Origin of the sequence: Actinomyces sp. Z16, from assembly GCF_003111765.1 — a bacterium.
GTDB classification, from domain to species: Bacteria; Actinomycetota; Actinomycetes; order Actinomycetales; family Actinomycetaceae; genus Actinomyces; species Actinomyces glycerinitolerans.
On record NZ_CP027862.1, the window covers coordinates 887395 to 901257 of the forward strand.

The window sequence follows — 13863 nt, forward strand, 5'->3', positions numbered from 1 at the left end:
CAGCGCTAACCGACCACGACGGCGGCCCGCACCCTCCACTCCGGAGGATGCGGGCCGCCGTCACGTACACGCCACCGGTCGAGCGGTGTTCCACGATGTGAGTCTGTCTTGACTGTGGGGCGCATGTGCGAAACTATCCGGGACATAACGGTCGTTCCCAAAGTTGACCGTCCCCCATCTCCTTTCCAAGGAACATTGTGATGGCCGCATATCAGAATCCAGCTGCTCCGAACTCCCACGTCGGCGGACACAACGTGACCGACTTCGCGCTCGCACCGGGCGAGACCGGGGTGTACGGCGAAAGCTTCCTCGTCTCGATCCTCGCCCCGTATCTAAAGGGGCAGCTCATGTGCTCGACGACTCGCTTCGTCTACAAGGTGCCCAATACGTTGCTCGGCATCATTCCGATCGGAAACACTGAGAACACAATTCCGCTGTCGGCCATCGCCGCCGTCTCGACCTCGTCACGTTTTAAGGTCGGCCGCGCTCTGCTCGCTCTCGTCCTGGCGATTCTCGGCTTCGCGATGATCGGTGACTCGCCGCTGGGTGGTCTGCTGTGTCTCATACTGGCGGTCATGTTCGCACTGACCTCGATTTCCCTAGCGCTGGTGGCTACCAACCACGCCGGAGGAAGTTTTGGCCCAGAGGTTTCGGTGCTGGACAAGGCCAAGCTCGAGGCCTTCCGCGCCGAGCTGCAGAATCGGGTCTTTGCTGACACCGCGGCGCTTCAGCACGGACAAGCACAGGACCTGCGGATGCAGTCATTGGCCATGCAGCAAATGCAGGTGGCCCAGATGCAGCAGATGCAACAGCAGCAGATGCAGCAGCAGTTGGCGCAGCAGCAGGCTGCTCAGGCTGCGCCACAGCAGTATCTTGCCGCCGCTCCGCAGCAGGCTGCGTATGACGCCCAGTCGGCACCGCAGCAGTTCGGCCAGCCGGTGCCTCAGCAGCCGTATGAGGCGCAGGCCCCTGCCGCGGGGAACCCCGCCGCCCAGCCGATGCCTCAGCAGCCGTATGAGGCGCAGGCCCCCGCCGCAGGGAACCCCACCGCCCAGCCGGCAACTACGCAGCAGTACCAGGCACAGTCGTACGGACCGCAGCAACCCAATCAGTCCGCCGAGGGGCAGGCGGGCTCGTGGCCTCAGGAGCAGCCTCCCACTCCGCAGACACCGCAGGCCTGAGAGGGGGTGCGACCGCGGGTCGCTGCCGCTGCTCCTGCTGCGGCGGCCGCGGCGACGCCTTCTTCGACGCGATCTCCGCAAGCTTCCGCAATAGCCGTCTTGCTCTTCGCGGGTCAATTGAGATGCGCATCACGTCGTGGCAAGGTGTGCGGCGTCCAGCCCTCCCTATTCCCAAAGGGATGCTATGAGTGACCAACACAATCTACCGAGTCCCGGCCCACATCCTGAGAGCGGCCCCGGTGGGGTAGCGCCTGCTGCGAAACCCTCCAGCTCGCCTGCGGGCGCCTCGCCGCCGGTTGCGCCCAGCCCAACTGTCCTTGAATTCGGCCCGCAGCCGGACGCGACGACGCCGTTCCCGGCGCCCCCGGTAGCCGCCCAGGATGTGCCCGCGCCATCTCAGGCGGCGCCGGCCCCGCCCCAGCCGGTACCCGGGCAGCCGGCCACGCCGGTGCAGCCGACGTCCACCGTGTGGCCCGGTACGGGGATGCAGCCGCCGGCCGTGCCCAATACCGCTGCTCCCAGTCACGTGGCAGCCGCCATGCACACGCTCACCCGCAAGCCCGCGCTCACGACGGTAGGCCTCACCCTCGCAGTGGTATTCGGAGTTGCGTTGGGCTCGGCGATCCTGCTCATGACCTCGCTGGAGCTGCTCGGGCAGCACGACGTGCCGACTCCCTTCGGGGTGTTCGTGGTCGCCATGGGCTTCAGCCTCGGGGGAGGCCTGCAGGCGACGATCTCCCCGCAGTTACTGGGGAGCGACGCATATGTGTCTGCCAACGTGGGGCTCACGGTACTGCCGCTGGGAACGCTGCTGGCAATCGCCGTCGGCGTGTATTTGCTGGCCAGGCGGCGCGCGCCCGTAGACGAGTCCGCGGCGCCCCTCGGAGCGATGACGTTACGCGCCGCCGTCGAGGCGGCCGTGGCCGCACTCTTGGCATGCCTGCTCACCGCCCTGGGATCCTACGACCCGGCGGGAACGGGCGAAGCGGTTGTGCGTGCGTCGGCCGCTTCATCCCTACTGATGACTTGGGTGATCGTCTTTGCCGCGCTGATACTCGCACGTGCGGGGGTACAGCTCACCTCCCGGGTCCCGGCCCGGTTGCGCCAGGTATTGCGCGAACTCGGCGCGCTGGCAACGATTATCGGCGTGGTGCTCGGCGTGGTCAGCATCGTCGTCGCTGTGTTTGCGGCGTTCAAGAACGACGCCGGTGGTGCCATTCCCCTGCTGCCCGTTCTGGTCGGCAACCTGATCGTCTACGCCCTCACCCTCGGCACCCTGGGCGGCATCGCCGGCTCCTTCTCTGCTCCTTTCCTGCAGGAATTCGGCGTCAGTGACGTCCCCTACCCGTCGGGCAGCGCCTCTGCCTGGGACATCATGGGCGCCTGGTCGATCCTGCTGTATGTCGCCGTGCTGGTGGTGGCCGTGGCGGGCGCGGCGCGCGTCGGAGTGCGCCGGCCGCGGCTGGCTGCGGCGGACCCGGCCCGGACCTGGCAGATGCCGGTCGCCGTGCTGGCGGCAGGACTGATCGTGCTGCACTTGCTCGCGCCGGTGCGCCTCTCGGGCCGGCTGCTGGGGCAGCAGGCCACAGCCAGTGTCGGTCCGGCCTGGTGGTCGAGCCTGACACTGGCGCTCTTCGCGCTGATCGTTTCTGTGCTGGCGGAGGTGCTGCCGGCCTGGCTGTACGCCAACGCCAACTCCTTCCTGCGGCTGTGCGCAGGCACCCAGGCGGTCGAATACTGGGCGACCGGCCAGGCCCAGCCGGCCCAGCAGCAGTCATTCGTGGCGTCGACCGCCGTCCCGCCCGCGCCTGCGTTTACGCCGGCGCCCGCCCCGGCGCCGGACGAATACGTTGCTCCCTACGCCGCGCAGCCCAACGCGACTTCGACGCCGACGCCGGCCCCTGCTGCGCCGCCGCCCCCTGCGGTGTACGTGCCATCCGCCCCGGTGGCGTCGGCCACATCCGCGCCCGCGGCCATGTCGGCCAATGCGGCGGGAGCCCCCGTGCCGCCACTGCCCGCGCCACAACCGATGGACCCGGCGGCCAGGCGACGGCTGAAGCGCGTGGCCGGCGCGGTGGTTGCCTGCCTGGTTCTTGTCGGTGCGGGTGCCATCGCGGTGCATGTGCTCAACGCGCGGCGGGGGCCGGAGCAGGCGGTCGAGGCCTACCTGGAGCTGCTCGCCGACGGCCACGCCGCGGAGGCCACCGCCATGGTCGATCCCGGCGTCCCCAACGATCAGCGACTTCTGCTCACTGACGAGACGCTGGGTGCCGCCACCTCGCGCATCGAGGTGGTGGATGTGGAGGCGCCCTCGGACACGGATACCTACGCGAGCACGGGAACGCGGGACTCGGTCACGGTGACCGCCACGATCTCCCTGGACGGCGAGCGCTTCGACGTGCCCATCGTGGTCAAGGCCGGCGACAAGGAATACGGGGTGCTGAACACCTGGGAGGTGGACACCCCGCTCGTTCGGGAAGTCACGCTGTCCTCCTATACGCTCGGCGCCGTCACCGTCGGCGGCACGCAGGTGCCGTTGGAGACCAGTGAGTACGACGGCGGCTCCGCCACCCAGTACGTCTACTTCGGCATCTACGACGTCGGCGTTGACGCAGACGTGTCTGACTACCTCACGGCCGACACCACCGAGCTGAACATCAACTCCACGTCCAGCACCACCGTCCAGGTGGAGGGTGAGGCGACCGAGGCGTTGGAGAACCTCGTGCTTGACGCAGTCAACGCGCAGGCGACGGAGTGCGTCACTCCGCCCGGAAACATGGACGAGGTATGCCCGTACGCGCTGCAGTCCACCGAACTGGATTCCCTGGAAGTGACCGCCGAGGCCACGGAAGTGACGGTGAACGGCACTGCCTTCAAGAGCGGTTCGATCACCTTCACCACCCGCAACATCCCGACCAGCTGGAACAAGAATCCCAAGGACAAGGACTGGAATTACACCTTCTCCGGCACGATCGAATGGCCGGAGGACGGTGATGACGAACCGATCGTCACCGTTACCGACTCGTACGTGTACTACGGGTACTGAGGCCGACGTACGGCGTCGCGAGCGTCATCCGCTAGCTCGAGACCGTGTCCAAGCGCACGCGCGCGATGACGCTGCGGATCGGTACCGTTTTGGATGTACCTTATCCGTAGCGCCATCGCTAAGGAGAGTCGCCCGTGACCACGCCGTCCGCACCCGAGTACCCGCCCAATCCGTCTTCATCACACAGCGCGACCAGGCGCGTAAGCGCGTTCGGCCGCAACGGCAGGGATGGACAGCTGGATCGCGACGCCGACGACGCTCAGTGGCAGGACGCCCAGCCCACGCAGGCAGTCGACATCACCACCGGTCTGGGCGACGGCGCCGCCACCACCGCCCTACCCGAGTCGTATGCACCCGCCGATTACGCGGACGCCGGCTACTCACCATCCGCCGCGGACCCCACCCCGACCATGGCGCTGCCGACCGGCATCGGCCATACGACGCCCCCAACGCAGAGCACGTATGCGCCCGCCTCCGGCAATGCGCAACCGGGCGCCCCCGCGCGACTGCCCGCGCCCCCGGCCCGCCGCCATACGGCTGCCACCCCGCTGGGCACGATCCTGGTGCTCGTGGCCTCCGCGCTGCTCGGCTGGGGCATGTACACGCTGCTTACTTCCATAGACGTATTCGCCGTCGCTCAGGGCACGGGCAGCCTGATCAACACCACGGCCGCCGCGGCCTTCGCGATCGGGGGAGTACTGGCCTTCATCGCCTTCATAGTCGCCATCGTGGCCGTGGTCCGGGCGCGGCCGAAGACGGCCGCGGCGCTGCTGCTGGTGGCCTCCCTGGTCCTGCCGACCGCGGCGACGGTGGGCGCCGCGCATTACGGGGCGAGCGCTCTCGAGGAGCGAACCGTGGCACAGGCGGTGGCATACGCCGGTTCGATCGACGTGGATGCGATCGACAGCGAGCAGATCGACGCCATCATCGATCGGGTCGAGTCCCTGGGAGTGGACATCCCCGGCAAGGACGAGGTGCTGGACATCCTCCGTTCCGTCAAGGGAGAGTAGCGGGAGCGGCTCAGGCTGGGCGGGGATCGCGGATGCGGAAACAGGTTGTGTGAGGCCTTGTCTCTCAAAATGAAAAGATGTCATTATTAACGGCTCGCCGCCGGCCTGGAGAACACCACTGTCGTGTGCGTCTCGGCTGACCTGCCCTTTGCGGCCGCACGCTTCTGCGGCGCCGAGGGCCTGGACCAGGTCGTGACGGGTTCCACCTTCCGCTCCAGCTTCGGCGATGACTACGGGGTCGTGCTGGTAGATGGCCCTACGGCCGGGCTGATGTCCCGTGCCGTCGTGGTGCTCGACACCGACGGCACCGTCCTGTACACCGAGCAGGTACCGGAGATCCGGCAGGAGCCCGACTACGACGCCGCCATCGCTGCGCTGGTATAGCCAGGCCAACTGGCATATAACCCAGCCGGCCGGTATGTGTGTGCGGGGCAGGCGGCGCTCCGGCAAGTGTCTGGCTGCGCCGACGTCGGGGGAGTCCACCACTGCGCCATTTCGGCGTTGGGTACGCACCTTAGGGGTTTGCTGAAGGCTTTTGAGGCGTTCAGCAGACCGTTAAGGGGCGTTGTAAACGGTGAACTGGCGTAGTAAACGGGTTCTTTGTGTTTGTGGGTGTGGTGGTTCGGGCTGGCGGTCGGGGTGTGGCGGTCGTGTTTGGGTGCGGGAGGACGACGTCGGGTTGGCGGGGTCGTTCTCGGGTAAGCGAGGACGTGCTCGGGTCGATGAGGACGTCGTCGGCGCCGTTGCGCGTGCGGACGGTTCGTGTGTTCCGGTGACGGTTCGTCAGGTAGCAGCAAATGTGCTGTCTCCACACTTCTGGGACGGTTGAGTCTCATGACTTCTGGGACGGTTGAGTCTCATGGGTTTTGGGACGGTTGGGAGCGGGGTGAGCGGGGTGGCCTGCTGATGATTCTGTTGGGTGGTTTGGAAGCGTTGATGGTGGCCCGGCTGTGGGTCTGTGCCTGGGTGGGCTGGGGCCAGGGGATCGCGGCGAAGTGTGTTCCGGCCTGGTCGTAAAGGTCCAGACGGGTGGGGTACTGGCGGAACTCGATTCTCTGGCCGGCCATGAAGGAACCGACGTAGATGATCCGGCCCTTGTAGGTCACGGTCCCGTTGCTCAGGGCCTGTCTGCTGGTGATGGCCGGGTCGGTGCTGGCTGCCTGCGGCAGGCTCAGCGGCACCGGCCCGGATAGCGCGTCAAGGTTGATCGGGGAGGGGTTGGGCAGGGCCCGGGGGACCTGGTGCCACACGCGTATGGGGGTTATGGCTATCCCCAGCCCCTGGTGCTGGCGCTCGGTGTTGTAGTAGGCGGTGAAACACTCCAGGCCGGTGTTGAGGTCCTCCAGGGTGGTGTAGGGGTGCGCTTCCAGCCACAGCTGGAGGGGCTTATGGGAGCTTTCGACCTTGCCCTGGGTCTGTGGGTGACCGATGGCGCCGCTGATCGGACGGATCCCCAGCGACGCGAGCCACCTCTCTGTCCGCCCGAATCCGGTGGTGCGGTGAGTGTTGAAAGCCCTGCCGTTGTCGGTCAGGATGGCTGCGGGCCGCCCCCAGGAGTCGAAGGCCTCGGACAGGATTTGGCGGGTGGCCTCATGCGTCTCCCCGCCCCAGGCCGCCTTGAGCGCCACCAGCACCCTGGAGCAGTCATCGATGACCTGGTAGATGGTCACCACACGCCCCTGGATGCGCCACTCGATACCGTCCAGCTGCCACAGCTCGTTAGCACTGGTACGCGTGAACCGCTTGAAAGACACCCGCGGGCGCTTGCGTGGCGCCGGAACCACCAGCCCCATGGCCCGCATGCGCCTGGCAATAGTCGCCCGCGACGGGGCCGGGTTGGCCCCCGCCCCGGACAGCACCCACCACACCGACCACGCACCCGCATCCTTCCCATCGGCAACCAGCTCCCGGCGTACCTGGGCGATACGCTCATCAACCCGCTCATCCCAACGGCGCGCCGGGTGCAGCGGCGCCCTGGAACGGGCGACCAGCGCCGCCCCCGGTCCCTCCTGCTTGGCCCGCTTACGGATCCGGTAGAACGAGGACTTCGAGACCCCCACCTGCCGGCAGAACTCCTCCACGCTCACACCCGCAACCCGCGAGTCAAACTCAATGATGCGCTGACGCTTGAACGGCGAAACTGCATAACCCATCCCCCAACCCAACCCCACCCACACCGCCCCAGAATCTCACTACTTCTGACACTCCCAGATGTCATGAGATCCAACAGTCCCAGAAGTCATGAGACAACACAGTACACCTACCTCACGAACCGTCGTCGGATGTGCCGAACCGTCGACCGCAACGTACGAACCGTCAGGTGAACACACGAGCCGTCGGGTGAAGGCGCGCGCCGCATCACCGGAACCCGCACGCATCGCCCTTCACCCGGCGAACCGCCACCTGTCGGCCGGCCACGTCCCCATACTTGAAGGGCCGGTCATAGCGACCGGGCTCGGTGGGGCAGCACGTGGCCAGGAACACCCCGACGCCGTCTGGCGTGCAGTGTCATGCCCGGGTAATGTGCCCCACTGGTGCCCGCGTGCGGGCCACCGTTCTCCATTCCGTTCCCAGCCACTCGGAGCTCAGGCTCCGGTCGGTGACGCGGGTCTGCCGCGGCGGGAACCGACGGGCCCCGTCACGGGGCTCCGGACGCATCGCCGTCGGCCGGGCCGACGCCGAGCGGGCCGGCCCTCACCGTGGCGCAGTGCGCCGTCGCGGGGGAGCGGGTCGGCACGTGGGCAGCGACAGCCCGCAAGCACTTCAAGATGGAGAATCAGTAGTGCCCACGATTCAGCAGCTGGTCCGCAAGGGCCGCTCGACCAAGCGCGCGGCGTCCAAGACGCCGGCGCTCAAGTCCAGTCCGCAGCGCCGTGGCGTATGCACCCGTGTGTACACCACGACCCCGAAGAAGCCGAACTCCGCCCTGCGTAAGGTCGCCCGTGTGCGCCTTTCCACCGGTATCGAGGTTACGGCCTACATCCCCGGTGAGGGGCACAACCTCCAGGAGCACTCGATCGTGCTCGTCCGCGGTGGTCGTGTGAAGGACCTTCCCGGTGTCCGCTACCACATCGTGCGCGGCTCCCTCGACACCCAGGGTGTCAAGGGCCGCCAGCAGGCACGTTCCAAGTACGGCGCCAAGAAGGAGAAGAACTAATGCCTCGTAAGGGTCCCGCACCCCGGCGCCCGCTGGCCGTCGACCCGGTCTACGGCTCGCCCGTCGTCACCCAGCTCGTCAACCGCGTCCTGCTTGACGGCAAGAAGGCGACCGCCGAGCGCATCGTCTACGGCGCCCTCGAGGGCGTGCGTTCCAAGACCGACCAGGATCCGGTCTCGGTGCTCAAGCGCGCCCTGGACAACATTCGCCCGTCCCTGGAGGTCCGCTCCCGCCGCGTCGGTGGTGCGACCTACCAGGTCCCGGTCGAGGTTCGCCCCAACCGCGCCACCACCCTCGCCCTGCGCTGGCTCGTGGACTTCTCCCGCCAGCGGCGCGAGAACACCATGACCGAGCGGCTCATGAACGAGATCCTGGACGCCTCCAACGGTCTCGGCGCCGCCGTCAAGCGGCGCGAGGACATGCACCGAATGGCCGAGTCCAACAAGGCCTTCGCTCACTACCGCTGGTAATCAACCGCACGCCCCCGGGCCCCAGGGCCCGGGCGGCGCCCAACTCCCGCACCACAAGAACGAAGGACATCACTAGTGGCACTAGACGTGCTGACTGACCTCACCAAGGTCCGCAACATCGGCATCATGGCTCACATCGATGCCGGCAAGACGACCGTGACGGAGCGCATCCTGTTCTACACGGGCATCAACTACAAGATCGGCGAGACGCACGACGGCGCCTCGACGATGGACTGGATGGAACAGGAGCAGGAGCGCGGTATCACCATTACCTCCGCGGCCACCACCTGCTTCTGGAAGGACAACCAGATCAACATCATCGACACCCCCGGCCACGTCGACTTCACGGTCGAGGTCGAGCGCTCCCTGCGTGTGCTCGACGGCGCGGTCGCTGTCTTCGACGGCAAGGAGGGCGTCGAGCCCCAGTCCGAGACGGTGTGGCGCCAGGCGGACAAGTACAACGTGCCCCGCATCTGCTACATCAACAAGATGGACAAGCTGGGTGCGAACTTCGACTTCTCCGTACAGACGATTCGCGACCGGCTTCAGGCCACCCCGATTGTCGTCAACTTCCCCATCGGTGCCGAGAACGAGTTCTCCGGCGTCGTCGACGTGCTGGAGATGCGGGCCATCCGCTTCCCCGAGAAGGACGCCGACGGCAAGGACACCCGCGGCAGCGTCGTCGTTTACGAGGACATCCCGGCCGAGCTGGTCTCCCGCGCCGAGGAGCTGCGCAACGAGCTCATCGAGACGGTTGCCGAGGCCGACGACGAGCTGATGGAGAAGTACCTGGAGGGCGAGGAGCTGTCGGTCGCCGAGCTCAAGCGCGGCATCCGCAAGCTCACCATCGCCGGCGAGGCCTTCCCGGTCTTCGCCGGGTCCGCCTTTAAGAACAAGGGCATTCAGCCCGTGCTCGACGGCGTGCTCGACTACCTGCCCTCCCCGCTGGACGTGCCCGACGTTGAGGGGCACGTCCCCGGAGACGAGTCCAAGGTCATCACCCGCAAGGCCGATGAGCACGAGCCTTTCTCCGCGCTGGCCTTCAAGGTCGCCACGCACCCGTTCTACGGCAAGCTCGTGTACGTGCGCGTGTACTCCGGCAAGGTCTCCCAGGGCGACACGATCCTGAACGCCACCAAGGGCCGCAAGGAGCGCGTCGGCAAGCTCTTCCAGATGCACTCCAACAAGGAGAACCCGGTGGAGCAGGCCCACGCCGGCCACATCTACGCGTTCATCGGGCTGAAGGACGTCACCACCGGTGACACCCTGTCCGCCCAGGGCGACCCGATCATCCTGGAGTCGATGACCTTCCCGGACCCGGTGATCCACGTGGCCATCGAGCCCAAGACCAAGGGCGACCAGGAGAAGCTCGGCGTCGCCATTCAGAAGCTCTCCGAGGAGGACCCGACCTTCACGGTCGAGCTCGACGAGGAGACCGGCCAGACCGTCATCGGCGGTATGGGCGAGCTGCACCTGGACGTCTTCGTGGACCGCATGCGGCGCGAGTTCAAGGTGGAGGCGAACGTCGGTAACCCGATGGTCGCCTACCGCGAGACCATCCGCAAGAAGGTCGACAAGGTCGAGTACACGCACAAGAAGCAGACCGGTGGCTCCGGCCAGTTCGCGAAGGTGCTCATGTCCTTCGAGCCGCTGACTCACGACGACGCGGACGAGGAGGGCGAGAACAAGCACTACGAGTTCGTCAACGCCGTCACCGGTGGCCGCGTGCCCCGTGAGTTCATCCCCAGCGTCGACGCCGGCGTGCAGGAGGCCATGACCACGGGTGTGCTGGCCGGTTACCCGATGGTGGACGTCAAGGCGACTCTGGTCGACGGCGGCTACCACGAGGTCGACTCCTCCGAGATGGCCTTCAAGATCGCCGGCTCCATGGCCTTCAAGGAGGGCGCCAAGCGTGCCAAGCCGGTTCTGCTGGAGCCGGTCATGGCCGTCGAGGTGCGCACCCCCGAGGAGTACATGGGCGACGTCATCGGCGACCTGAACTCCCGGCGCGGCATGGTCCAGTCGATGGAGGACGCGCAGGGCGTGAAGGTCATCAAGGCCAACGTCCCGCTGTCGGAGATGTTCGGGTACGTGGGCGACCTGCGTTCCAAGACCCAGGGGCGCGCCGTGTACTCCATGGAGTTCGACTCCTACGCCGAGGTTCCCAAGAACGTCGCGGACGAGGTCATCGCCAAGGCCAAGGGCGAGTGACCCAGACCGCACCGGTGCCGGGGCGCGGCGGCGCGAGCCGTCCGCCCCGGCCCCACCCGGCCCCGGAATTGCCTCCGGGGCAACTCATCCAAGTAAGATTTCCAACAATTCATCAGTAGACACTCTCGCAGTCGGTACGGCTACCATGTGCTAGTCGATCCCCGACGAAGAGAACTACCCGAGTCCCAGGAGGACACCAGTGGCCAAGGCCAAGTTCGAGCGGACCAAGCCGCACGTCAACATCGGAACGATCGGTCACGTCGACCACGGTAAGACGACGCTGACCGCAGCGATCTCCAAGGTCCTGCACGACGAGTACCCGGACCTGAACCCCTTCACTCCCTTCGACGAGATCGACAAGGCTCCCGAGGAGCGCCAGCGCGGTATCACCATCAACATCGCGCACGTCGAGTACGAGACCGCCAAGCGTCACTACGCTCACGTCGACGCCCCCGGTCACGCCGACTACATCAAGAACATGATCACCGGTGCCGCGCAGATGGACGGCGCCATCCTGGTGGTCGCCGCCACCGACGGCCCCATGGCCCAGACCCGCGAGCACGTTCTGCTCGCCCGTCAGGTCGGCGTCCCCGCCCTGCTGGTCGCCCTGAACAAGGCCGACATGGTCGACGACGAGGAGCTCCTCGAGCTGGTCGAGATGGAGGTCCGCGAGCTGCTGTCCTCCCAGGACTACGACGGCGACAACGCCCCCGTGATCCGCGTGTCCGCGCTCAAGGCCCTCGAGGGTGACCCCGAGTGGACCGCCAAGATCAAGGAGCTCATGGACGCGGTCGACGAGTACATCCCGACCCCCGAGCGTGACATGGACAAGCCGTTCCTCATGCCCATCGAGGACGTCTTCACCATCACCGGTCGCGGCACCGTCGTCACCGGTCGCGTCGAGCGCGGCAAGCTGCCGATCAACTCCGAGGTCGAGATCCTCGGTATCCGCGAGGCGCAGAAGACCACCGTCACCGGCATCGAGATGTTCCACAAGTCCATGGACGAGGCGTGGGCCGGTGAGAACTGCGGTCTGCTGCTGCGCGGCACCCGTCGTGAGGACGTCGAGCGCGGTCAGGTCGTCTGCAAGCCCGGCTCCATCACCCCGCACACCCAGTTCGAGGGCCACGTCTACATCCTGACCAAGGATGAGGGCGGCCGCCACAACCCGTTCTACTCGAACTACCGTCCGCAGTTCTACTTCCGCACCACGGACGTCACCGGCGTCATCACGCTGCCCGAGGGCACCGAGATGGTCATGCCCGGCGACACCACCGAGATGTCCGTCGAGCTGATCCAGCCCATCGCCATGGAGGAGGGCCTCGGCTTCGCCATCCGTGAGGGTGGCCGTACCGTCGGCTCCGGCCGCGTCACCAAGATCATCAAGTGACGAGCCACGGCGCTCCATGCGCTGACGCAGCTGCGGGCACTGGCTCGCGGTGAGGCTTCGCGGGAGGCCCGCCACCCACACCGGGTGGCGGGCCTCCCGTCGTTGCGGGTGAGCGCCGCGGACTGCGACACGCCCGAGCGCGTGGACCCGTGCGCGGTCTCACAGGCCCTGCGGGCCTGCTCGGCTTTCGCATGCGGGCGCGGCGCTGATAACGTAGGCCAGCCGGCGGGCCAACGCCCGCTCCGGCCGCACCGGGGGCCCACCCCGGAATCCAGTCTGACGGACCCGATCGCCATCGGGATTCCGTGTGTCCAGACCGGCTCACCAGCCCTTGACCGGGCCGAGGTGCGCGTCGCACTGCGACACGCCCGAGCGCGTGGACCGGTCACCGAAAGCAAGAGAGGTTAGGCGCCATGGCGGGACAGAAGATCCGCATCCGGCTCAAGTCCTACGACCACGAGGTCATCGACTCCTCGGCGCGCAAGATCGTCGACGTCGTGACCCGCGCGGGCGCGACGGTCGTGGGCCCAGTGCCGCTGCCGACCGAGAAGAACGTGTTCTGCGTCATCCGGTCGCCCCACAAGTACAAGGACAGCCGCGAGCACTTCGAGATGCGTACGCACAAGCGGCTGATCGACATCGTCGACCCGACGCCGAAGGCCGTCGACTCGCTCATGCGTCTCGACCTGCCGGCCGACGTCAACATTGAGATCAAGCTCTGAGGACTGAAGCCATGACTACCAACCAGCGGTCCGCCGCGCCCATCAAGGCGCTGCTCGGCACCAAGCTCGGCATGACTCAGGTCTGGGACGAGAACGGCGCCCTGCGTCCGGTCACGGTCGTGCGCGTGGACCCCAACGTCGTCACCCAGATCCGCACCGTCGAGAACGACGGCTACGAGGCCGTCCAGCTCGCCTTCGGCGAGATCGATGAGCGCAAGGTAACCAAGCCGCTCGCTGGCCACTTCGCCAAGGCCGGCGTCACCCCCCGCCGCCACGTCGCCGAGGTGCGCACCTCGCTCGCCGGCGAGTTCGCGCCCGGCCAGGAGCTCGCGGCCGACACCTTCGAAGTCGGCCAGCTGGTCGACGTCACCGGCACCTCGAAGGGTAAGGGCTTCGCCGGCACCATGAAGCGCCACGGCTTCTCCGGCGTCGGCGCCTCCCACGGTGCCCACCGCAACCACCGCAAGCCCGGCTCCGTCGGCGCCTGCGCCACCCCGGGCCGCATCTTCAAGGGCCTGCGCATGGCCGGCCGCATGGGCCACGCGACCACGACCGTCCAGAACCTCAAGGTCCGCGGCGTCGACACCGAAAAGGGCGTGCTGCTCATGGGCGGCGCCATCCCCGGCCCCAAGGGCTCCGTGGTCGTCATCCGCACCGCCGTGAAGGGAGCCTGACA

At 67.1% G+C, this 13863-nt stretch carries 10 protein-coding genes and 1 pseudogene; 10 read left to right on the forward strand and 1 reads right to left on the reverse strand.

Features of this window, described 5'->3' with window-relative positions; genetic code table 11:
- Nucleotides 1–200: 200 nt before the first annotated feature.
- The 4 genes and pseudogenes from C3B71_RS03535 to tpx all read left to right on the forward strand — a co-directional run.
- A complete protein-coding gene (locus tag C3B71_RS03535; RefSeq protein ID WP_108966207.1) occupies nt 201–1181 on the forward strand; it encodes a hypothetical protein in 981 nt (326 codons plus the stop codon).
- Between the two features lie 499 nt (nt 1182–1680).
- On the forward strand, nt 1681–4227 hold the full coding sequence (locus tag C3B71_RS03540; protein ID WP_146752440.1) for a hypothetical protein: 2547 nt from the start codon (nt 1681–1683) through the stop codon (nt 4225–4227).
- Nucleotides 4228–4361: 134 nt separating this feature from the next.
- On the forward strand, nt 4362–5237 hold the full coding sequence (locus tag C3B71_RS03545) for a hypothetical protein (RefSeq protein ID WP_108966211.1): 876 nt from the start codon (nt 4362–4364) through the stop codon (nt 5235–5237).
- Between the two features lie 90 nt (nt 5238–5327).
- Nucleotides 5328–5621, forward strand: a pseudogene (tpx, locus tag C3B71_RS03550) (thiol peroxidase); the annotation flags it as partial.
- A 473-nt stretch (nt 5622–6094) separates the two neighbouring features.
- Here tpx and C3B71_RS03555 read toward each other — a convergent pair.
- Nucleotides 6095–7390, reverse strand: coding sequence for a DDE-type integrase/transposase/recombinase (locus tag C3B71_RS03555; RefSeq protein WP_108966214.1), 1296 nt, complete (start codon nt 7388–7390; stop codon nt 6095–6097).
- Nucleotides 7391–8019: 629 nt separating this feature from the next.
- On the opposite strand from C3B71_RS03555, the gene rpsL reads away from it, so the two are divergent.
- From rpsL to rplC, 6 genes are all read left to right on the forward strand, one after another.
- Nucleotides 8020–8394 carry a 30S ribosomal protein S12 gene (gene rpsL / locus C3B71_RS03560; protein ID WP_073327562.1) on the forward strand — a complete coding sequence of 125 codons (375 nt, stop codon included), beginning with the start codon at nt 8020–8022 and terminating at the stop codon, nt 8392–8394.
- Nucleotides 8394–8864, forward strand: coding sequence for a 30S ribosomal protein S7 (rpsG, locus tag C3B71_RS03565; RefSeq protein ID WP_073327560.1), 471 nt, complete (start codon nt 8394–8396; stop codon nt 8862–8864). The genes rpsL and rpsG overlap by 1 nt, the downstream gene beginning before the upstream one ends.
- 75 nt (nt 8865–8939) lie before the next feature.
- On the forward strand, nt 8940–11075 hold the full coding sequence (gene fusA, locus C3B71_RS03570; RefSeq protein ID WP_073327558.1) for an elongation factor G: 2136 nt from the start codon (nt 8940–8942) through the stop codon (nt 11073–11075).
- Between the two features lie 199 nt (nt 11076–11274).
- Nucleotides 11275–12465 carry an elongation factor Tu gene (gene tuf / locus C3B71_RS03575; RefSeq protein WP_073327557.1) on the forward strand — a complete coding sequence of 397 codons (1191 nt, stop codon included), beginning with the start codon at nt 11275–11277 and terminating at the stop codon, nt 12463–12465.
- Between the two features lie 413 nt (nt 12466–12878).
- On the forward strand, nt 12879–13187 hold the full coding sequence (rpsJ, locus tag C3B71_RS03580; protein ID WP_003786051.1) for a 30S ribosomal protein S10: 309 nt from the start codon (nt 12879–12881) through the stop codon (nt 13185–13187).
- 11 nt (nt 13188–13198) lie between these two features.
- Nucleotides 13199–13861 (forward strand): 50S ribosomal protein L3, encoded by a 663-nt coding sequence (rplC, locus tag C3B71_RS03585; RefSeq protein WP_073327555.1) that lies wholly within the window; start codon nt 13199–13201, stop codon nt 13859–13861.
- Nucleotides 13862–13863: the final 2 nt, after the last annotated feature.

What these genes read in the sequence shown, in the direction of transcription:
- C3B71_RS03535 (WP_108966207.1), top strand. Translation starts at nt 201, where the DNA reads ATGGCCGCATATCAGAATCCAGCTGCTCCGAACTCCCACGTCGGCGGA.
- C3B71_RS03555 (WP_108966214.1), bottom strand. Translation starts at nt 7,390, where the DNA reads ATGGGTTATGCAGTTTCGCCGTTCAAGCGTCAGCGCATCATTGAGTTT.
- rpsG (WP_073327560.1), top strand. Translation starts at nt 8,394, where the DNA reads ATGCCTCGTAAGGGTCCCGCACCCCGGCGCCCGCTGGCCGTCGACCCG.
- rpsJ (WP_003786051.1), top strand. Translation starts at nt 12,879, where the DNA reads ATGGCGGGACAGAAGATCCGCATCCGGCTCAAGTCCTACGACCACGAG.
- rplC (WP_073327555.1), top strand. Translation starts at nt 13,199, where the DNA reads ATGACTACCAACCAGCGGTCCGCCGCGCCCATCAAGGCGCTGCTCGGC.